Annotated in this window: 19 protein-coding genes; 3 read left to right on the top strand and 16 right to left on the bottom strand. The window is 65.4% G+C overall.

Features of this window, described 5'->3' with window-relative positions:
• Positions 1-33: 33 nt before the first annotated feature.
• From ACPXCG_RS15160 to ACPXCG_RS15150, 3 genes are read right to left on the bottom strand one after another with little or no spacing between them, the layout of a single operon-like run.
• Positions 34-756, bottom strand: coding sequence for an ABC transporter ATP-binding protein (locus ACPXCG_RS15160; protein ID WP_425792762.1), 723 nt, complete (start codon positions 754-756; stop codon positions 34-36).
• Entirely contained in the window at positions 753-3,515 is a 2,763-nt protein-coding gene (locus tag ACPXCG_RS15155) for an ABC transporter permease subunit (protein ID WP_425792761.1), read from the bottom strand. The genes ACPXCG_RS15160 and ACPXCG_RS15155 overlap by 4 nt, the downstream gene beginning before the upstream one ends.
• A gap of 51 nt (positions 3,516-3,566) precedes the next feature.
• A complete protein-coding gene (locus ACPXCG_RS15150; protein ID WP_425792760.1) occupies positions 3,567-4,811 on the bottom strand; it encodes an ABC transporter substrate-binding protein in 1,245 nt (414 codons plus the stop codon).
• Between the two features lie 334 nt (positions 4,812-5,145).
• On the opposite strand from ACPXCG_RS15150, the gene ACPXCG_RS15145 reads away from it, so the two are divergent.
• Complete coding sequence (locus ACPXCG_RS15145; protein WP_425792852.1) at positions 5,146-5,994, top strand: amidohydrolase family protein; 849 nt, start codon at positions 5,146-5,148, stop codon at positions 5,992-5,994.
• Positions 5,995-6,024: 30 nt separating this feature from the next.
• Here ACPXCG_RS15145 and ACPXCG_RS15140 read toward each other — a convergent pair whose 3' ends face one another.
• From ACPXCG_RS15140 to ACPXCG_RS15125, 4 genes are all read right to left on the bottom strand, one after another.
• Positions 6,025-6,774 (bottom strand): amino acid ABC transporter ATP-binding protein, encoded by a 750-nt coding sequence (locus ACPXCG_RS15140; protein WP_425792759.1) that lies wholly within the window; start codon positions 6,772-6,774, stop codon positions 6,025-6,027.
• A 5-nt stretch (positions 6,775-6,779) separates the two neighbouring features.
• Positions 6,780-8,519 carry an ABC transporter substrate-binding protein/permease gene (locus tag ACPXCG_RS15135; protein WP_425792851.1) on the bottom strand — a complete coding sequence of 580 codons (1,740 nt, stop codon included), beginning with the start codon at positions 8,517-8,519 and terminating at the stop codon, positions 6,780-6,782.
• A 160-nt stretch (positions 8,520-8,679) separates the two neighbouring features.
• Positions 8,680-8,955, bottom strand: a complete 276-nt coding sequence (locus ACPXCG_RS15130) for a DUF2277 domain-containing protein (RefSeq protein ID WP_425792758.1) — start codon at positions 8,953-8,955, stop codon at positions 8,680-8,682.
• 68 nt (positions 8,956-9,023) lie between these two features.
• The gene (locus ACPXCG_RS15125; RefSeq protein ID WP_425792757.1) at positions 9,024-9,992 is read right to left on the bottom strand and encodes an NADPH:quinone oxidoreductase family protein; all 969 of its coding nucleotides are present in this window, start codon (positions 9,990-9,992) and stop codon (positions 9,024-9,026) included.
• Between the two features lie 49 nt (positions 9,993-10,041).
• Between ACPXCG_RS15125 and ACPXCG_RS15120 the strand changes: the two genes are divergently transcribed.
• On the top strand, positions 10,042-10,731 hold the full coding sequence (locus ACPXCG_RS15120; protein WP_425792756.1) for a class I SAM-dependent methyltransferase: 690 nt from the start codon (positions 10,042-10,044) through the stop codon (positions 10,729-10,731).
• Between the two features lie 135 nt (positions 10,732-10,866).
• On the opposite strand, the gene ACPXCG_RS15115 is transcribed toward ACPXCG_RS15120, so the two are convergent.
• The 4 genes from ACPXCG_RS15115 to ACPXCG_RS15100 form a co-directional block, all read right to left on the bottom strand.
• On the bottom strand, positions 10,867-11,268 hold the full coding sequence (locus ACPXCG_RS15115) for a hypothetical protein (protein WP_425792755.1): 402 nt from the start codon (positions 11,266-11,268) through the stop codon (positions 10,867-10,869).
• 272 nt (positions 11,269-11,540) lie between these two features.
• Positions 11,541-12,302 (bottom strand): SDR family NAD(P)-dependent oxidoreductase, encoded by a 762-nt coding sequence (locus tag ACPXCG_RS15110; protein WP_425792754.1) that lies wholly within the window; start codon positions 12,300-12,302, stop codon positions 11,541-11,543.
• Complete coding sequence (locus ACPXCG_RS15105; protein ID WP_425792753.1) at positions 12,299-13,243, bottom strand: alpha/beta hydrolase; 945 nt, start codon at positions 13,241-13,243, stop codon at positions 12,299-12,301. Before ACPXCG_RS15105 ends, ACPXCG_RS15110 begins: the two co-directional genes overlap by 4 nt.
• Entirely contained in the window at positions 13,243-14,646 is a 1,404-nt protein-coding gene (locus ACPXCG_RS15100) for a flavin-containing monooxygenase (RefSeq protein WP_425792752.1), read from the bottom strand. Before ACPXCG_RS15100 ends, ACPXCG_RS15105 begins: the two co-directional genes overlap by 1 nt.
• Positions 14,647-14,768: 122 nt before the next feature.
• Between ACPXCG_RS15100 and ACPXCG_RS15095 the strand changes: the two genes are divergently transcribed.
• The gene (locus ACPXCG_RS15095; RefSeq protein ID WP_425792751.1) at positions 14,769-15,386 is read left to right on the top strand and encodes a TetR/AcrR family transcriptional regulator; all 618 of its coding nucleotides are present in this window, start codon (positions 14,769-14,771) and stop codon (positions 15,384-15,386) included.
• An 89-nt stretch (positions 15,387-15,475) separates the two neighbouring features.
• Here ACPXCG_RS15095 and ACPXCG_RS15090 read toward each other — a convergent pair whose 3' ends face one another.
• The 5 genes from ACPXCG_RS15090 to ACPXCG_RS15070 all read right to left on the bottom strand — a co-directional run bounded on the left by ACPXCG_RS15090 (position 15,476) and on the right by ACPXCG_RS15070 (position 21,171).
• Positions 15,476-16,333, bottom strand: a complete 858-nt coding sequence (locus ACPXCG_RS15090; RefSeq protein WP_425792750.1) for an LLM class F420-dependent oxidoreductase — start codon at positions 16,331-16,333, stop codon at positions 15,476-15,478.
• Between the two features lie 73 nt (positions 16,334-16,406).
• Entirely contained in the window at positions 16,407-17,444 is a 1,038-nt protein-coding gene (locus ACPXCG_RS15085) for a prenyltransferase (RefSeq protein ID WP_425792749.1), read from the bottom strand.
• A complete protein-coding gene (locus tag ACPXCG_RS15080) occupies positions 17,441-18,169 on the bottom strand; it encodes a class I SAM-dependent methyltransferase (protein ID WP_267630043.1) in 729 nt (242 codons plus the stop codon). The genes ACPXCG_RS15085 and ACPXCG_RS15080 overlap by 4 nt, the downstream gene beginning before the upstream one ends.
• A 36-nt stretch (positions 18,170-18,205) precedes the next feature.
• Positions 18,206-19,489, bottom strand: coding sequence for a glycosyltransferase family 4 protein (locus ACPXCG_RS15075; RefSeq protein ID WP_425792748.1), 1,284 nt, complete (start codon positions 19,487-19,489; stop codon positions 18,206-18,208).
• Between the two features lie 2 nt (positions 19,490-19,491).
• Positions 19,492-21,171 carry an FAD-dependent oxidoreductase gene (locus tag ACPXCG_RS15070; protein ID WP_425792747.1) on the bottom strand — a complete coding sequence of 560 codons (1,680 nt, stop codon included), beginning with the start codon at positions 21,169-21,171 and terminating at the stop codon, positions 19,492-19,494.
• Between the last annotated feature and the right edge of the window lie 97 nt (positions 21,172-21,268).

Here is a 21,268-nt window from a genome sequence, read left to right as displayed (position 1 = left end):
GTCGCTGCGCAGCAGTTGCTGTCGTCCACGTGGTCACCCGACGCCACCGAGATAGGCTCGCTCGATCCGCTCGAGATCGCCGGCGAGTACGGACGAGTCCTCCTCGAGACGCACTTGTCCGTGGACCAGAACGATCGCACGGTCGGACACCTCGAGCGCAAGCCGGACATGCTGTTCGACCAACAGCACCGCGGTGCGTTCCGACGCCGCGACGTCCCGCAGAACCGGCAGGATCGCCTCCACGACGACGGGCGCAAGTCCCATACTCAATTCGTCGATCAGCAGGACCTTCGGTCTCTGGAGCAACGCCCGGGCGATCGCCAGCATCTGCTGCTCCCCGCCGGAGAGTTGACCGGCGGCCACGCCCAGTCGCGGTTTCAACGCCGGAAAGTATTGCAACACTTTTTCTATGGACTCTCGCGTGGCGCGATGTCCGCGTTCTCGGACCGCCAGACGCAGATTCTTTTCTGCGGTGAGTCTTCGGAACAGGGCGCGATCGTCGGGCACGATGACCATACCGGCGCGAACCGCGGATCGCGGTTTCCCGGACGGGAGCACCTGCCCCGCCAACGACACTGTTCCACCCAGGCCCGGCAACAAACCGGCAAGGGTCAACAGCAAGGTGGTCTTACCGGCGCCGTTGGGGCCGAGCAACGCGATCACCTCGCCCTCCTCGACGGAGATGTTCAGCCCTCGGACACACGGCGCCGCACGGGAGTACCCGGCTTCCAGTCCCTCGCACCCCAATACCGTCACGACGGCACCTCCTCAGTCGTCACCGGATGAGAGTTCCCGATCTGCTCCTGGTCGTGTGCCGTCGGCGAACCGAGATATGCAGCGATCACCAGATCGTTCGTCCGGATCTGTTCCGGTGTGCCGGTGGCGATCACCGATCCGAGATCGAGCACGATCACACGGTCGCAGATGCTGAGGACCAGGTCCATGTCGTGGTCGACCAGCAACACGGACACACCCAGCGCACGGGCCGCCCGTAGGCGCTCCCCCAGCCAACGGCTCTCGGCAGTGTCGAGTCCGGCGGCTGGTTCATCGAGCAATGCGACATGTGGTCGGCCGGCGAGGACCCTGGCCACCGACACCAATTGTCGCTGCCCCTGGGAGAGGTCCGCCGCCAGGATATCGGCGAGATGAGTGATGTCCAGCAGCGTCAGCACGTTGGCCACCGCCTCGTCGGTGTCACCCGACAATCGCGCGGCACCCACCGTGACGTTCTCCGCAACGGTGAGCTCGTCGTAGAGCTCGATGTCCTGGAACGTCCGCCCCAGACCTGATCGACTGCGTCGATGTGGCGGCAGACCGCTGATCTCCTTGCCGTCCAGCGTGACTCGGCCTCTCGATGCCGCGAATCCGCCGATCGCATCGATGAGGGTGGTCTTGCCCGCACCGTTCGGGCCGATGAGTCCGATGATCTCGCCTTCGCGAAGATCGAAGCTCACATCGTCCACCGCGACGACCTGGCCGTAGCTCACGGTCACTCCGGCCACCTCCAGGATGACCTTCTCCCCCACGGCCCGTTCGGATTCCGGCGGAACCGCGGATGCCTCGGGTGTCTGTTCGGCGGGATGCGCCCCTCTTCCGCCGGGGAGGCGAATCCGTTGTAGGTACCCGGCGAGTCCGTCCGGACTGGTCACCACGGTGAGCACCAACAGTATTCCGCTCACCAGCATGTAGTAGTCGCCGAAGCTCAGATAGCGATCTGAGATGAAGTAGAGGATTCCGCCCGGGGCCAGCACGCCGGCGAGCAATCCACCCGACACCGACGTCACACCGGCAACGTAGAAGACCGCAAAGAGCCCGATACCGGCGAAGACCGTGAAGGAGCTGGCGGTGGCGAGCGTCTGCTGATAGGCAAGCATCGCACCACCCAGGCCGGCCACAAACGAACCGATGGCGAATGCCAGGAGCTTGGTGACGCCCACATTGATGCCCGCCGCCGCGGCAGATCTTTCATTGGCCCGCACCGCCAGCATGGACGCACCGAGAGCACTTCCGCGCAACCGCGCGACACCCAGCGCCACCAGCGCGAGCACGATCAGGCAGACCACCCCGAACGCGATCCTCGGATAGCCCTCACCGGCCCCGATCCCGAGGTCGATACCGAACAGACTCGGTGGATCGACGGGTGCGCCTTGTAATCCACCGTTCAGGCTCGGATTCCGGAACCAGAAGGCCTCCAGGAATACCGCGAGAGCCAGGGTCGCGACCATGAGCGGCAATCCCCGAACCCGTAAGGCCGGAAGACCGACCAGCACACCGATGATCATCGCCCCACATGCCGCCAGAATGGGTGCGAACGGAAACGGGACTCCGAGGTCGGAGGTGATCTTGCTCAGGCCGAATGCGCCCGCTCCGGCCAGCGTGAGCTGAGCCAGCGAGACCTGACCCGCATAGCCGGTCACCACCACCTGGGAGAGTGCGATGACGGCGAAGATCATCGAGGCGATCACTGCGAGACGCAGACTGCCGGATGTGGCGAACAGGGCGCCGAGCACCACCACACATCCGACCGCGCCGGGAACCAGCAGACGTCGAGGCCGCGGAGAACGTCCAAGGTCTTGCCGGGTGATCGCGCCGCGCCCCGGCAGCGGCTGCCCGCGGATGAGGAGGAACGCCAAGATGAGTAGCAGCGGAACGGCTTCGGCAACACCCGCCTGGGGGAACCAGTCGACGGTCGACTGCAGGTTGGTCGCCTCGGACTGGAGCATACCGATGAGCAGGCCCGCACCCACCGTCAACGCGATACCGGTGAAATTGCCCACCAGGGCGGCGGCCAGCGCCGGCACGATGAACATCGTGTATGCCACCGGGTTGAGCGGAACGATGGGCGCGATCACGATACCGCCGATACCGGCGACCGCCGACGACAGCGCCCAGTTGCTGAGTGCAATCTTGTCCGGCGACAGACCCGTGACCAGCGCGCCCTTCTCTGACTCGGCTGCCGCTTCCGTCGCCATACCGAACCGGGTGTAGCGCAACACGAGTCCGGCGCACACCGCCAGACCGATGACCACCGCGGCCAGCCACAAACGGTCGGACGAGATCGCACTGTCACCAATCCGGAGTACACGCGGTGTGAAGATCGCACTCACGGTCGGGGTTTCGGTTCCGACCCGCAGCGCGATGAGCGCCTGGATCACCAGCATCAGACCGATAGAGGCCACCGCCTTGGCGAGCGCGGGTGCCGTGCGCATCTGACGGAAGACAAGGAGATACAGCACCACGCCGAGAAGTGCCGAGACGGCGACGGACACGATCATCGCCGGCACGATGGCCCAGTCCCCGCCGAGGTCGATCGTCGCCGGGAACCCCGGAATCGGATTGAGGAGCTCTCCGTGACGCAGAAAACCGAAGGTGTAGGCCGCGTAGAGCGCGACGGCGCCCGTCGCGAAGTTGACCACACCCGAACTCTTGAAGGTCATCACGAGTGCGAGTCCGAGTGCGGCGTACACCGCGCCGTTGCCGAGGCCCAATGCCAAGAAGGCGAAATGCTGAGTCATGTGCGAACCCAGATCGGGGGTCGCCGGCGGCGACCCCCGATCTCTCTCGTACTAGTTGTTGACAGCTACGGTGTTTTCCAGCTTTGTGTCAGCACTGACATCACTGACGAGAATTGACTTGCTGCACAGCGTCTTCAGCTGCGGAACAGCCGAGCCGTCGCAGGTGAAGCTGAGCCCCGGGGCGGCCGGCAACGGCACATCCTTTGCTGCCGTGAACGCCGCCATGACATCCTTCGGCGTGACCGGACCGGTGAGCGACTTGCCCACCTCGCCGAGCGACATCATCACCTGGTAGCCCAGGTAGGCCAGGCCGGCCGGATCGACGTCGGACGCATAGGTCGCCATGACACTGCGGTACAACTCGGACGAGGGATCATCGGAGTCCAGCTTGACCGTGGTGAACGCCTTTGCGCCGGCCACCGCGTCTGCACCCACGCCATCGATCACCTGCTTGTCGAGGCAGCTGGCGATCAGATATTTCTTGACCGTCGGAGCAGCTGTCTGCAGCGCCTTGATCGTCGAGATGCACTGACTGGTCTCACCGAGGACCGTGACGGCACCCGGCTTGCCTGCCAGCCCCGCGGTGATCTGCGGAGTGGGATCGGCAGCCGACGCGGGAATGGTGATGACGTCCATATCCACTCCTGCCTGTTTGAAGATCGGTGTACCGATCGCCTTCACCGATGCGGCCGCGTCGCCGGCGTCGGAGATGACGACCGCGATCTTCTTGACGCCCTCCTTGGCCGCGGTGGCGGCCTGACCGGCGAACACCGCGACGATGCCGCCCGAGAGCATGAACGCTCCCGACGTCATCATCTCTACCTGCGAGACCGGCGCCTGCGCGACGTAGGGAATTCCCGCGCCGGCGACGATCGGCAACATGACCGCCCCCTGCGATCCGAACGGCGCGACGACCGCAGCCACCTTCTGCTCGACCATCTGATTCGCGCAGCTCGTCGCCGAGGCCGGGTCCTCCTGCTCTTTGCAGACGACCAGGTCGATCTTGTGGCCCCCGAGGCCACCACCGTTGTTGTTCAGGTATTGCGTGGCGGCCTCACCACCTTCCCGGACCATCGGGACGGTGATAGGGCCGCCTTCGGGCGTGATGAACCCGATCTTGACCGGGTCGCCGGTGGCCGCATTCGACGGCAGTGCCGACGTGCTTCCCGCTGATCCGGCTGAGTCCGAGGAATTGTCGTCAGCACACGCCGTGACGCCACCGACGAGGAGCAGACCGGCTGCGCCGATCGTCGCTGTCGTGCGGAGGACACGCTTGACCGAATGCGATGGTTTCAATGCTGGTCCCTTCAAGAGGTGAACGGCAGATCTGGACAGCTCACAGACCGCCGGAGGAGCCAGGGTGAACATCGCGCTCGCCATCTGGCCTCCGGCAGAACTGTAACGCGTTGCAATTGCCGTTCGACGTGAATTCGAAGAATCCGACATTTGGTCCGATGACCACCAAGTTGGTCACTCGCCCAATATGTTTGGCACGGTGCAACGGACAGGCCACCGGGCCGGCCGTCCGCGCTCGACAGGCAGCGGTAGCGTGGTCGGTGTGAACACCGTGGATCAGGATGAGGGCGACAGCGTTCCGTTCGGGCGAGCGGAGGCACTACAGGTGCGCGGGATGTGGCAGCGCCTCGGGTTGCCCGGCATGATCGACATCCACACCCACTTCATGCCCAAACCGGTCATGGACAAGGTGTGGGCGTACTTCGACTCCGCCGGCCCACTGATCGGTCGCGAGTGGCCGATCACCTACCGCGCCGACGAGGACGTCCGGGTCACGACACTGCAGGACTTCGGGGTCCGCGCCTACTCATCCCTGGTCTATCCCCACAAGCCGGACATGGCCGAGTGGTTGAACGGCTGGGCTGCCGATTTCGCGGCGCACCATCCGGACTGTCTCCACACCGCGACCTTCTACCCGGAGGAATCGGCGCCCGCCTACGTCTCGAAGGCCATTCAGCGCGGGACGCAAGTGTTCAAATGCCACATCCAGGTCGGTGACTTCTCGCCGCTGGATTCGCTTCTCGACGGTGTCTGGTCGCAGATCGCCGACAGCCGGATACCGGTCATCATCCACTGCGGGTCGGGCCCGGCGCCCGGGACGCACACCGGTCCCGGGCCGATCGCCGCACTGCTGCAGCGCTTCCCGTCGTTGCCACTGATCGTCGCGCACATGGGAACTCCCGAGTACGTCGAGTTCCTCGATCTCGCCGAGCGCTATCCGGAAGTGCGGTTCGACACGACCATGTCGTTCACCGACTTCTCCGAGGAGGGCGCTCCGTTCCCGAAAAATGAACTTCCCCGGTTGCGCGAGCTCGGCGACCGCATCATGTTCGGCAGCGACTTCCCGAACATCCCCTACCCGTACACCCACGCACTCGAGGCCGTGCAACGCCTCGAGCTCGGCGACGACTGGCTACGCGGCGTGCTCTACCAGAACGCCGCCGAGTTGTTCGGGGTCGGTTGAGGCCTGCGCCTCTCACCACACCCTGAGCTCTCACAACACCTGAGACAGAAACGCGCGCAACCTCTCCGACTCAGCCGAGTCGAAGATCTGCTCGGGTTTGCCGGTTTCCACCACCGCGCCGTGGTCCATGAACAGGACGCTGTCGGAAACATTGCGGGCATAGCCCATCTCGTGGGTGACGACGACCATCGTCATCCCTTCTTCGGCGAGGTCGGCCATCAGCGACAGCACCCCTTTGACGAGTTCTGGGTCGAGTGCCGAGGTCGCCTCGTCGAAGAACATCACCTGTGGTTCCATCGCCAGCGCCCGGGCGATCGCCACGCGCTGTTGCTGTCCGCCGGACAGACTTCCCGGCCGGGCGTCTGCCTTGTTGGTCAGGCCGACGATCTCCAGCTGACGCATCGCGACGGCGCGCGCCTCCTCCTTGCCCAGCCCCCGAAGCTTGCGCGGCCCGAGTGAGATGTTGTCCACGACCGTCTTGTGCGGGAAAAGGTTGAAATGCTGGAACACCATGCCGATCCGGCGCCGGAGCTCGTCGGGATTGTCCCCGAGGACCGAACGGCCGTCGAGGAGCACATCTCCTTGATCGGGTTCGTGCAGCCGGTTGAGTACCCGCAGCAACGTCGACTTCCCGGATCCGGATGGCCCGATCACAGTCGTCGTGGTCCCCGCGTCGACCTGGATGTCGACCCCCCGCAATACGTGGTTCTTGCCGAACGACAGGTGCAGGTCGGTACCGGTCAAGGAGACCGCCTCGCGTGCGGTGATGGTGTCGGCCATGTCGCTCATCCCTTCTCGACCGCTGTTGCCGGCAGCGGGTCGTCCTCGACATCGGCGGGACGGCCGGTGCGCAACCGGTTGTCGATGTAGTTCACGAGGTGTGTGAGCGGAATCGTCAGGACGAGATAGACGATGCCCGCCGCCACCAGCGGTGAGAGATTACCGGTCTGCGCGTTGAGGTCCCGACCGACCGCGAACAGCTCTCGCTGACTGGCGAGCAGGCCGAGGAAGTAGACCAGCGAACTGTCCTTGATGAGGCTGATGAACTGATTCATCAGCGCAGGTAGGACGCGCCGCACACCCTGCGGGATCACGACGAGCCGCATCGACTGCCGGTAGCTGAAACCGATGGCGCGCGAGGCCTCCATCTGCCCGTCGTCGACGCTCTGGATACCCGATCGGAAGATCTCGCCGATGTACGCGGCGGCGAGCAGTGCCAACGCGACCGCGCCGAGCCAGTAGGGGTTGTTCCCGGTGAGGTTCTTGACCACCGGGCCCACCCCGAGACCGACGAGCAGGATCACCACCACTGCGGGCAGACCGCGGAAGATGTCGGTGTACACGCGGGCCGGCCAGCGCAGCCATCGTGAGCGGGAGATGCCGGCGACGGCCAGCAGCATGCCGAGGATCGTGCCGAGCACGCCGGATACCAGCGACAAGATCAGGGTGTTGACCAGTCCGGTCTTGATCAGGTCGGGGAAGGATTCCCGGTAGAGGTCCCAGTTGAAGAAGGTGCTGCCGAGCTGGGCGAAGGTGCCCTTCGGAGCCGACGCCTCGTCCGCCTTGCCCGCGTTCTCGGCCTCGTTCTCCTTGGCGATGGCGGCGAAGTCGGGCAGTTTCGGCTCGGGCGCGGCCTTGCTGCCGGGCTTCCAGCCGTCCGGCAGTTCACGCGGTACCCAGTCGGTGTAGAGCTTCGCGTAGGTGCCGTCGGCGATGATGGCGTCGAGGCCGGAGTTGAGCGCCTCGACGAGTTTCGGCTTGTTCTTGCCGACCGCCCAGGCGACGAAGTTGTTGACACTGAAGGTGTTCTCGACGATGGCGGTGCCGTCACCCTCCTTGACCGCGCCCTCCGCCTGCTGTGAGGGCGCGACCCATGCGTCGATCTGGCCGCTCTTCAGGTTCGCGTATGCGGTTGCATAGTCGGGGAACTTCACCGGGTCGAGCTTCAGCGTGTTGATCACGTAGTCGTCCTGGACCGTGCCCTGAACCACACCGATCCTGGTGGAGTCACTCAGGTCCGAGAAGCCCTTGATCGACCCGCTCGTCGGTGCGACCAACGAGAAATAGCCGAAGTCGTAACCGTTGGTGAAGTCGACCGTCTTGCGTCGCGCGTCGGTGGTGGTGATCGACGACGAGCCCACGTCGAACCGGTTGTTGGCCACCTGCGAGAGGAGTCCGGCGAACTCGGTCCCGGAGAACTGGATCTGCAGGCCCAGCTTGGCCGCCACCGCCTTGAGCAGCTCGTTGTCGAAGCCCGTGAAGACGCCCTGACCGTTCACGCAGATGCTGGGGCCGGCGTCGGACAAGGTGCCGACCGAGATCGTGCCGGCTTTCAGCAGGCCGAGGGCGTTGGTGTCGATCTGGTCGACCGGCGTCGTGGTGGCGGTGGTGTAGCGGTCCTCGCCGCCCTGATCCGCCGCCGCCATGTTGGTCGGGGCGGCCGATGCCGACGCCGCACCGGCCGGCGTACAACTGTCCGGCGGCGCGGCGGCAGCGCGAGGTGCAGGGCCACCGACAGCAGCCATCAGACCTATCACCGCCACGACCACCAGGAATGCCAGGTGGCGGACCGGCCTGGGAGCGGAGCGAGCCGAGGCCGTGCGGGTGGCGGTCACCTCAGCACATTAGCGAGCGATGACGGCGAACACCCAACACTTCCGCTCATCGCTGCGCGAAACCCCGATGTCAGACCGACCCTTGTGCCGCCATTCGCGCCCGCACCTCGGGACGGCGCAGCGGCGGCACGGTCTTGGGCGGCTGCCGCCGCTCGGGCAACACGTCGAGCAGTGCATGGGTGGCCTCGGTGACCTGCTGCACGGCCAGCTCGAAGGCCTCGGCGTTGGCCGACGACGGTTGCCGAATGCCGCTCACCTTGCGGATGTATTGCCGGGCCGCGGCCTCGATCTCCTCGTCGGTTGCCGCGGGTTCCAGACCGCGCAGCTCGGTGATGTTGCGGCACATGGTGGGCTCCTGGTCTCGATACGTCTCCTCGCTTCGCTCGTCGAATACTCGACCAGCGGACAAGGAGTTCAGTCGGCGATCTTGACGACCGCTTTCCCCAGGATCCGCCCTTCGGCCAGATCGGTCAACGCCTTGGGCAGCTCGTCGAGCGGATAGGTGACATTGACCTGCGGCCGCAACCCCGCGGCGATCATCTCGGCAAGTTCGTCGTGCAGCATCTCCGGCACCCCGGGATGAGTACGCACGTACTCGCCCCACGCGGCGCCGACGATGGAGATGTTGCGGAACAGCACCCGGTTCAGCTTGACCGTCGGGATGCCGCCGGCAGCGAAACCGATGACCACATAGCGGCCGTCGGGGGCGACCTGACGCAGCGCCTCGTCAAAGACCTCTCCGCCGGAGGGGTCGATCATGACGTCCACACCCTCGGGTGCGACCTCCCTGAGCTTCGCCCCCCATCCATCTTCGAGCGCGACGATCTCGTCGGCGCCCGCACTGCGCAGCAACTCTTCGGCACCCTTCCGGTGCACGATGGCGATCACCTTGGCGCCCATGGCCTTTGCCACCATGATCGACGCGGTACCGACACCGCCCGCGGCGCCGAGGACACCTACGATCTCGCCGGGCGCGGTCTGCGCGCGGAGCTTCAGCGCGAACAACGCCGTCTGGTAGTTGATGCCCATCGCCGCACCCTGGTCGAAGGTCAGCCCCTCGGGCAGCGGCAACAACTGCTCGGGCGCCGCGGCGACCTGCTCGGCGAAGCCACCGACGATGGACGCCACCAGCACCTTGTCGCCCGCCTTGACCGACGAGCCGGCGGGTGCATCGCGCACCACCCCGGCCACCTCGGTGCCCGGGGTGAACGGCGTCGGCATCCGCAGCTGGTATTTGCCCTGACTCATCAGGAGGTCGGGGAAGCAGATACCACACGACTTGATGTCGACGAGGACCTGCCCATCGGCCGGAGCGGGGTCGGCGACGTCGGTCAGTTCCAGTCCAGCGGGTCCCGTCTCGGCGGTGAGCACTTGTGCTTTCATACGGCTCACCCTACGCGGCCGCCGATATCGACCGGATAGGATCAGGAGTATGACTGCATCGTCGGCAAGGACGCCGAACGCACCATCGCCGGAGCGCCTCAAAGTGGCCGAAGAGGCCCCCGGTTTCATGCCCCTCGACGAGGCACAGACCCTTTTCGAGATCGCGGGAGAGTATCTGGCCCAGCCGAATTCGACTCGTGTCGGGGTCGAGATCGGCACCTACTGCGGCAAGTCCACCGTCTTCCTCGGGGCGGCCGCCGAACATTACGGGGCGACCATCGTGACGGTCGATCATCATCGCGGCTCCGAGGAGCATCAGCCCGGCTGGGAGTACCACGACAAGTCCCTCGTCGACCCGCACACCGGGACGCTCGACACCTCGGCACGCTTCCGCCAGACCATGTACGACGCGGGTCTCGAGAACACCGTGATCGGCATGCTCGCAGGGTCGGCCATCGCCGCAAGGGTGTGGGGCAAGCCGGCCGACTTCGTGTTCATCGACGGCGGCCACAGCATGCAGGCCGCGCAGAACGACCTCGACGGGTGGGCGCCCTGGGTGCGCATCGGCGGGGCACTGCTCATCCACGACGTGTTCCCGAACCCCGAGGACGGCGGACGGCCTCCGTACGAGATCTATCGTCAGGCGCTGGCCACCGGGCAGTTCACCGAGGTGCGGGCCGAGGGCTCGCTGCGCGTGCTCCGTCGCGACGGCGGCGAGGTGGGCACACCCCTCGGCTGACCCGACCCTGCCCGTTCTTCCCCCAGGTCTCGCGTTGTCCTCCGCAAGCAGTCGGCGGACGAAACCAGACGCGGGGGACGAACTGCCGCTGGGGGATGTCGCTGAGGGATGTCGCTGGGGGCCTCACCGGGGACCTCACCGGAGGATGCCGGCGGCCCGGAGGGCTGCGATCACCCTGGCGTGGAGGATTCTGGGGCGCATGGAATCCGACCATGTCCATCGGACGACCAGCGGTCCCGTCGCGCGGATCGCATCCTCGCGGAGTTTCTCCTCATAGATGACGTCCTCGGGCAGCCGGTCCCCGAACGGGGTCGACCGGTGATACTCGAGGCGACCGTCGAACTCTCCGACGACTCGGAGCACGCCGTCGACATCCCGCCGGCCGAAGTCGCCGCGCACCGTCTTGCGTTTCCCGTCGAGGTCCACCGGGATCGCGACCTGCAGATCAGGTGTGGGGATCTGCGGGTTCTCGGAGAGCACCAGTCGGCTCACGGACTCACCGACGCTCTCTGACAATCCGTTCGCCGAGACCACCATCGATCGCAGCATCGCGATGCCGCGATGCCATCGGTGCCATGGTGCCGTCGCAGTTGGTCGACCTGCTCGCCGATCTCGGCCATCGTCTCGCCGAGCTGGCGACCCGAATCGAGTACGCAGACCCCCTGGACAAATGTGCCGGTGCGCGCGACGTCGCAGATCGATCGGGCACGCGAGGTGACCGGGACCGGCCGCCGGAAGTTCCTCCCCCGGGTCTTGTTTCGCTCTCCGACGGCGGCCGGACGAGGAAGCAAGACCCGGGGGAAGAACCGTCAGGACATCATCGCCCGCACCTTGCCGAGCACGTCCGGGTAGCGCTGGAGATGCGCACCGCCGTTCACGTCGAAGGCTGCTCCGGTGATCCACGCGGCCTTGTCCGATGCGAGGAACACCGCCATGTCCGCTATCTCCTCGGGACGACCGCTGCGGCCCAGCGGGGTGTTCTCGATGTACTCCTCGGTGAGCCCCGGAACCATCGACAATCCGGCCGTGAGTGGGGTGTCGACAACGCCGGGCTGGATCGCGTTGACCCGCACGCGGCGCGGCGCCATCTCCAGCGCGGCCACCTCGACCAGCATCGTGGCACCGGCCTTCGACGCACAGTAGGCACCGACACCACTGCCGGGCTGACGCCCGTTCAGGGACGAGATCACGGTGATACTGCCGCCCTCGACGACGCGTTGGCCTGCATGTTTGAGCACCAGGAACGATCCCGTGAGGCAGACGTCGATGGTCGTCTGCCAGTGTTCGAGCGGCAGTTCCGTGATGGCGCCGGGAATCGTCAGACCGGCACAACTCACGACGGCCCGCAGATCCTCTACCGCCTCGAAGCCCGCGGACACCGATTCCTCGTCTGTCACATCCATTGTCACCGCGTTGGTGGTACCGCCGATCTCGTCGGCGGCCGTCCGCGCCGCATCGGCGTTCACGTCGGCGATGGTGACGACATAACCGTCGGCGGCCAACGCCCGCGCGGTGGCCAGACCGATACCCGACGCCCCGCCGACGACGACGGCAGCGGGCGAGCCGGTCATGAGGCACCGCCGGTGGCGGCTTTCTCGGCCACCGGCGCGAGATGTGCGGTCAGGAATGACAGTTGATGCGCCACAGCGGGTTCGAACCAGTCCTTGCCCGCGAAGACGTCGAAGTGGTCACACGGGTAGTGCCGCACCTCGGCCCGCGCCTTGAACCCCGCCTTCGCCGCGGCGTGGGGTGGTGCCCCCTGGTCGAAGTCGGCGATCTGCATCAGCACCGGTGCCGTTATCGCATCGGCATGCTTGTCGGCTCGGAAGTTGCCGAGTTCCAATCCGATCGACGCGTCCACCTCGTTCCGCCACGACGGCCCGGCGATCGTCAGGTAGTCCTCGTAAAATCCCGGCGACGTGAGCGCGGCCTTCTCACCCGGCCGCCCGACCACCGGCATCATCGTCGGCGGTCGGCCCAGCTTACCGGCCAAGGCGCTGCTGATCCCGACGACCGTCGAACGCGCCATGGCACTCGCGCCGACCTGTGGATAGTGATGGACTCCCGCCGCGAGACCGTTGACGAGCGGCACCATCGCTACCACGGCGCAGATGTCGGTTCGGTCTGCGGCCACGACCAGTGCATGACCCCCGGATTGCGAGACGCCCCAGAGGATCACGCGCTCGGGATCGACTCCCTCCTGACGCTTGGCCGCGTCGATCGCCGCACGATAGTCGTCGGCTTGTCCGGTCATCGAGATCCGTTGCCGTGGTTCGCCACCCGACAAACCGAAACCTCGGTAGTCGAAGGCGAACACCGCGAGTCCGGCGGCGGCGAGACGCTGCGCGTACGGCTCCAGGCCGGAGTCCTTCGTCCCGGCGAACCCGTGTGCCATCACCACCACCGGACGGCCCGCCGGGGTGTCGAACTGTGACCAGTCCGCGCCCGGGAAATACCATGCGTCACAGCCTGTTCCGTGGGAATCAAAGGTGACCGTCATCCGGGTCGTCATCATTGCGTACCTTCCTGCGCTCCTGCAGCGGCAACCATCGGCTCATCGTGCTCGTCGACCCGAGCCCACACCGGCGACCCCTGAGTGCGCGCGCGCCCGAGCCCCGCCGGCATCTCCTTGCTGCGGATGTTGTGTTCGTAGAGGTAATGGTCGAGTTGCTGTGTGTGCCGTGGCCGGTCGAGCATGTGCCCGGTGAAGAATTGCTGATCCTCCGCGATCACCTGATGCATCTCGTGCTCCGATGGCAGACGATAGCGCCCGACGGCGTACGCGCCGAGCAGTCGCGCCTGACACTCGACGAACGGGAACAGTGTCGGGGTTGCCTGCGCGAACCCGGCGAACACGAGGTCGTCGATGCCCGGGTAGAACATCCGCTTGTACAGATCTATCCGATTGTCCGGTGCGCTGATGAAATCCGGATCGAAGAACGGGAAGGTGATGTTGTAACCCGTTGCGTAGATGATGATGTCGAAATCGTCGGAAGTGCCGTCCTCGAAATGGACCGTCTCACCGTCGAACCGCGCGATGTTGGGCTTGGGGATCACATCGCCGGAGCCGAGGCGCAGCGGCAACTCGACCGATTGCGTCGGATGCGCTTCGAAGAACTTGTGATTCGGCGTCGGCAGCCCGAAGTCCTCCGGCCGTCCCGCGGTCATCGGCTGCATGACCTGCATGAACTTGCGCTGCCACGAGAACGGGATGTACGGCGAGGTGTGATAGTACCTGTCGGCCGGTTTGCCCGCGAAGTACTTGGGCACGATCCACGCACCAGAACGCGTCGACAACGTCAGCTTGTTCCCCAGCGCCTTCGACGACAGTTCGACCGCGATGTCTGCGGCGCTGTTTCCGAGGCCCACGACCAGAATCCGCTTGTCCGAGAATTCATGCGGTGTCTTCGGATCGACGTAGTGGTGCGCATGCATGGCAGTCCCGGTGAACTCACCTGGGAAGTCGGGGAACCTCGGGTCCCAGTGGTGCCCATTCGCGACCACGAGGAGATCGAACCGGCGTGAATCTCCGCGCTGTGTCTCGAGTTCCCATCCCCCGCCGTCGAGTCGTCGGGCGTGGGAGACCGCATTCTCGAATTCGATGTTGTCGAGCAATCCGAACGCCTGCGCGTAGGAGTCGAGGTAGCTCTTGATCTCTGAGTGATGCGGGAAGTCGGGATAGCTCTCGGGCATCGGGAAGTCGCGGAACGACAGCTGATGTTTGGACGTGTCGATGTGCAGTGAGCGATACGCGCTGCTGTGACCGTTCGGGTTGCCGAATGCCCAGTTCCCACCGATCCGATCGGACGATTCGAAGCAGGTGTACGGCACGCCGTAGTCGGCGAGCATCTTGCCGGAGGTGAGACCGCTGATCCCTGCCCCGATGACCGCGGTACGCGGTAGATATGTGCTCATGGTTCCTCACCCGAACAGCCCGCATAGCGGGCGGTAGACAGATTGTTCATTCTGTCTACCGCATTTCGTCGCAGGGGTAAACAGAATCCGGAATTTGTCTACAGATTTGCTAGGGTGCGAACGTGAGCGAGGCACCGACGAATCCGCAACCGGCTGACCCGGTCGCCGCCCGACTTCTCAACGCGTGCGAAAAACTTCTCGCCGAGAAGGGGATCCGCTCGACCACCATGCAGGAAGTCGCGGAGATCGCCGGGGTGTCCCGAGCCTGGCTCTATCGGCACTTTCCGGACAAGTCCACGCTCGTCGGTGCCGCCATCGTGCGGCTCAACGAGTCCTTCTGGGGCGACGCGGTCGCCGAACTCGAGGCGATCGACGGCCTCGATCGGCAAGTGAGCACAGGCGTACGCATCGGCCGTGGCGCCTACGACGATCCCGGAACGCTGCTGATGCGGTTACGGACCACCGAACCCGACGAATTCGCCGCTTGCGCGGGTGCCGGAGTTGCCGGCCTGATACCCGACCTCGCAGCCTTCTGGCGCCCGTTCATCGATGCCGCGGCACAGCGCGGCGAGATCCATCCCGATCACGATCTCGGCGAGGTGTCCGAATGGGTCGCGCGGGTGCTGATCAGTCTGGGCACAGTCCCCGGCGACACCGTCGATCCCGATGATGCCGACGCGGTGCTGCGCCAGGTGCGGCGGTATCTGATGCCGGGATTGCGGGCGTCTCCGGAGCAGTGAATTGTATGTGGCGCAGGAGGTCTCGATACACCTCTCGCCTAGCGGCTCGACGCCACTCGACCGGCGCTTGGGTGCGTCCCCTGAGTCCCTCACACCACCGCGGAGGCGATGCCGAGCTTCCCGGCGAGCTTGGCGAGATAACCGCTCGCCCGCTCCACACTGTCGTCCGGCAGTCCGTAGAGCACGGTGGTCACGCCGATCTCGCGCCATTTGTCGAGACGCTCCGGCACCGGCTTGAAGTCCAGCACGACGATCTGCGGTTCGCCGTCACGACCCGCTTCTGACCAGATGCGCTTGAGGAGCTCCACCGAGCCCTCGATGTCGTCTTCGCCGGGGGTGGTGATCCAGCCGTCGGCACTGCGCGCGATCCACTTGAAGTTCTTCTCGTTGCCCGCCGCGCCGACCAGGGTCGGGATCGACGACTGCGGCGGCTTGGGCCACGCCCAGCTGGCGCCGAAATCGACGAACTCTCCGTGGTATTCGGCCTCTTCCTGGGTCCACAGCGCCCGCATCGCCTCGAGGTACTCGCGCAGCATGGTGCGTCGGCGCTTCGGCGGCACGTTGTGATCACCGAGTTCGTCCAGGTTCCAGCCGAATCCGACACCCAGGGTGACCCGACCACCGGAGATGTGGTCCAGGGTGGCCAATGTCTTCGCCAGCGTGATCGGATCCGATTGCACCGGAAGGGCGACCGCGGTGGCCAACCGGATCCGCTCGGTGACCGCGGCCGCCGCGGCCAGGGACGTCCACGGATCGAGGGTCCTCATGTAGCGGTCATCGGGCAGCGAGGAATCCCCGGTCTGCGGATGCGCGGCGTCGCGCCGGGTGGGTATGTGTCCGTGTTCCGGCACGTAATACGCGGCGAATCCGGCATCTTCGATCAGCGGGGCCAGCACATGGGGCTTGAGCCCACGATCACTGGTGAACTGCACGATCCCGAATTCCATGAACCCTCCAACGCCGCGTCGCAATATGTCACGCCCAACCCTGGACGACTGACTGGACACCAGTCTAGGTCATTCAGCGTCCGACGGCCAGGTTTTGTCGCACGTCGCGGAAGATCCCGTTTGCCGCACTGGTCCTACTGATCGCGTCAGCAGCCAGGATGACCGCTGCCGACGTCCAGCAGCTCTTCTCCACGGGCCACCGTTTGCCGTCGGAGTAAACCAGCCCGGTCCAGTAGGACCCGTCCGGATCCCTGAGGTGTTGAATCGATTCCACCAGCGTGATCGCATCTCCGGTGTCCCCGAGCGCATCGAGCGCCAGCGCGAGCTCGCAGGTCTCGGCGCCGGTGACCCACGGGCGATGATCAACGCAGCGAACGCCTTTGCCTTCGACCACGAACTCGTCCCACCGGCGTGCGATGTGCTCCTGCCCCGCCCGGCCGCGTAGCGCGCCGCCGAGGATCGGGTAGTACCAGTCCATCGAGTGATCCGACGGCGGCTCGAAGATCTCCGGCCGGTCGCGGATCGCGTCGCCGAGCGCGGCGTGCGCGCTCACCCACTCCTGGTCCGGCTGACCCATCTCGTCGGCGATCCGGATCGCACAGTCGACGGCCTGGAAAATGCTTGCGTTGCCGGTGATCTGGGCCTGATCGAACATCGCTCCGGTGCCGTGGTCGCCACCCCAGCGGAACGCGCCGTCAGGGCGCTGAAACTTCATCACCAGGTCGATCGCCGACCACACCATCGGCCACATCCGATCGAGGAACACGGTGTCGCCGGTGATCAGGTAGTGATGCCAGACCCCGACCGCGATGTAGGCGCAGAAGTTGCTGTCGACGTTCGCATCCTCGACGTGGCCGATCACCGTGCGGATGGGCCACGAGCCGTCCGCCCGCTGCAGGCGCCGCGACCATTCATAGCCCCCTTCGGCCTCCGCGACACGTCCGGTGACCGACAGGGCCATCGCGGATTCAATGTGGTCCCACGGATCGGTCTGACCGCCCGGGAACCACGGCAGTGCACCCGAATCCTCTTGCATTGCAGCGACAGCGGCACCCGTGGCGTCCGTCTGCTGCGCGGTCAACACCCCGGCGATCGCCGGAAACCGCGTCACGGTGTCCCGGAGTCGGCCGGCTTCCGTAGGTACAGGGCCACCGACTTGCCGATGAACGGGTTGAGTGCCTGCTCCCCCGCCCGGGTCAGCCACGGCTTGCTCATCATGTCCCAGACGAGCAGCTGGTGATATCCCTTCACCAGGAGGTTGTCATTGTTCTCCACTCCGACAGCACATTTCAGCCACCAGTAAGGTGCATGAAGTGCATGCGAGTGATCGGTACCGGTGACCTCGAGTCCCGCGCGGGTTAGCTTGTCGGCGAGTTCGGACGCCTTGTAGATCCGGACGTGCCCGCCTTCCACCTCGTGGTACTCGTCCGACAGTGCCCAGCAGACCTTCTCGGGCCAGTAACGGGGCACCGTGACGGCAGCGACGCCACCCGGCTTGAGTATCCGCACCATCTCGGCCATCGCGGCTTCGTCGCCTGGGATGTGCTCCAGGATCTCGGACATCAGCACGACGTCGAAGCTGTTGTCGGCGTAGGGAAGACGAAGTGCATCACCGACCTCGGCCCGTGCTTTCGCATCGGCCGGCACGTGCCCTTCGGCCATCATCGCGTCGAACATCTCGCCGACGTCTGCCATGTCGGATTCGGACTGGTCGAAGGCGATGACATCCGCACCGCGCCGGAACATCTCGAACGAGTGCCTCCCCTGCCCGGCACCGATATCGATCGCCTTGGTCTGCGGACCCACCCCCAGGCGGTCGAAATCCACTGTCAGCACGCGCGTTCCCTTCGTCGATCCGTGATGTTGCTGTGGTCAGCCCACGACCGGGCCGGACTCGGTCGCCACGCCCCCATCGCGCGCGACTCGTTCCAGGACGGTTTCGTAGTGTGCCGCGGTCTTCGCTGCCACCGCCGCCCAGCTGTACCGATCCTCGACGCGGCTCCGGCCTCCCTGCCCGAGACGATGCCGCAACTCGGCATCGTCGAGCAGGCGCCCGATGGACTGTGCGAGTTTGCCGGAGTCCCCCGGCGGCACCAGCAGAGCCGCCTCCTCCTGGGTCCCGACGACCTCGGGAATCGCACCGGCGCGGGTGGCGACGAGCGGTGTCGCACAACTCATCGCCTCGACCGCGGGAAGTGAGAAGCCCTCGTAAAGGGATGGGACACAAGCGACCTCGGCGGACGCCAGCACGTCGGCCATCTCCTCGTCCTCCAGGCCGGAGACCACGCGGACGCGATCACCGATGGCCAGGTCGTCGATCATCTTGGCCGACGGACCGTTCGGGTCGAGTTTGGACACCAGTACCAGTTCGACCTGACGTTCGGCGCTCAGTTTTGCGATGGCCTCCAGCAGATATGAAACACCCTTGAGCGGCGCATCGGCACTGGCGACGCAGGCGACGCGTCCCGGGACACGTTCGACGCCCGGACGGAACACATCTGTGTTCACGCCGAGTGGGATCGTGGTGATGCGGCCCGACGGGATGTCGAATGCCTTGCGGATGTCGACCTCGCTGCTGCGTGACACGGTGAGCAGTTCGGGGATTCGCCGTGAGACGCGACCCTGCATCCGCAGGAACGAATGCCATCGCCATGCGGTGATCTTGCGCCAGCCCTTGGCCGCCTTGACCGCCAGTGTGCGATCGCGGGTGATCGGATGATGGATCGTCGCGATCAGCGGGAAGCCGGCCTTCTGGATGTCGAGCAAACCGTAACCGAGGCATTGGTTGTCGTGGACGATGTCGAAATCGTCCCGCCGCTGCTTCAGCAGTCGGGCCACCCGCAGACTGAAGGTGAGGGGCTCACCGAAGCTCGCGGTCCACATCGACCCGACCTCGAGCGCATCGATCCAGTCCCGGTACTCGCCCGGTCGCGGGGTACGGAACGGGTCCGGCTCGTCGTAGAGCGCCATACTCGGCACCTTGGTGAGCTTGACCCCCGCGTCGATGGCGACCTGGTCGAGTTCGGGATATGGCTGGCCGGAGAAGATCTCGACCTCGTGACCGAGCAGTGCGAGCTCTCGGGACAGGTGACGGACGTAGACTCCCTGACCGCCACAATGCGGCTTGCTGCGATACGACAGCAGTGCGACGCGCATCCCTACTGCACCGGTTCCATGCCGGCAGCGACCTCGAACTCGTTGAGCGAGACGAACTTCACGCGTCGGCGACCGGCGGACTTACCGGCATTCTTCTCGGCTGCATCGATGGCCTTCCAGCCATCCATGTCGATCCGCCGCGCACCGCGGTCCGACACGATGTCGGCGACGTCGTCGCGAGACGTGGACGGGCTTGAGAAGGCCCCCGCCACATAGTCTTTCAGTACGGCCTCCGCGGTCTCCTGACCACAAATCCGATTCATGCCGATCCCCCCGGTCGCACCACGTTTGATCCATCCAGTGACGAAGAGTCCCGGCACGACCTCACCGTCGGCCGCGACCTGAACCCTGCCGTCGGTGTTCGGCACGACGCCGTGCACATCGTCGAACGGCATATCGATAACAGGTACGCCACGATAACCGATCGCCCGCAACACCACTCCGGTGTCGATGTCGAAGCGCTCGTCGGACGGGGACACCGCCACCCGTTCGGTGCCCGGCGCGTACACGTTTCGCACGCACGTCAACCGCTCCACGTGCCCGTCCCCGGCCAGTTCCATCGGCGAGACCAGGAAGCGGAACACGATGCGCCGGTTCCCCTCGGTGGTCGGTCGCTCGGCGAACTCGCGCGCGAGGCGGACCTTGGTCGCGATCGTCGAATCCAAGATGTCGTCCTCGAGCGCCGCCTCGCTGGCCGGATCGAGCACGAGTTCGTCAGGATCGATCACGACGTCGACACCCTCGACATCACCGAGCGCGAGGAACTCGCTGTTGGTGTACGCCGCCTGCGCGACGCCTCGGCGGGCGAGCAGCACGACCTCCTTGACATTCGACTCACGCAGCGTCGCCAGTGCGTGATCGGCGATGTCGGTCTTCGCGAGTTCGTCGGGATCGCTGACCAGGATGCGCGCGACGTCGAGAGCCACGTTGCCGTTGCCGACCACCACGGCCCGCTCAGACGACAGATCGACGTCGAGATCGGCGTAGTCGGGATGGCCGTTGTACCAGGCGACGAACTCGGTGGCCGGGATCGATCCGGACAGATCCTCCCCTTCGAGCCCGAGACGTTTGTCGGTGGACGCACCGACCGCGTAGATCACCGCGTGATAGCGCTCGACGAGCTCGGCGTGCGTGATGTGCTTGCCGACCTCGACGTTCAGGAAGTACTGGAAGTTCCGCTTTGCCGCCGTCGCCGCGAAGGTCTTCTCGACGCCCTTGGTGGGTGCGTGGTCGGGCGCGACGCCGGCCCGGACAAGACCGTAGGGCGTCGGCAGCCGGTCGAACATGTCGACCTTGACCTGAGGCTTGCGCACGAGCTCCTCGGCCGCGTAGAACGCTGCAGGCCCGGCGCCGATGATGGCGACATGCAGTTCGCCGTCCGGCAACTGCGGCGCCTTCTTCGGGGGTACCAGGCCGCCCTCGACGTCGTGGTCCTTGTAGTAGTCGGCGTTGATCTGCAGATACGGCTCGTCGCGCTCTTCGAGCTGGTCATCGGGGAGGATCGCCTCCACCGGACACTCGTCGATACACGCACCGCAGTCAATGCATGTCTCGGGATCGATGAACAACATCTCCGCCGTGAAGAACTCCGGCTCATCGGGCGTGGGATGAATGCAGTTGACCGGACACACGCTGACACAACTGGCGTCGTTGCAACATGGTCGGGTGATCACATGCGCCATCTGCTGTTTCCTCGTAATCCAACACGTGGAACGTGTTCTAGTTTTCTCGTCCTGCGTATCTTAACTGTAAAGATACCGGTGGCTGAAAGTAGGGACC

Source organism: Gordonia sp. DT218 (genome assembly GCF_049847105.1).
GTDB lineage: Bacteria > Actinomycetota > Actinomycetes > Mycobacteriales > Mycobacteriaceae > Gordonia.
The sequence above is the reverse complement of the archived record's forward strand: the minus strand, read 5'-3'. Positions and strand labels throughout refer to the sequence as shown.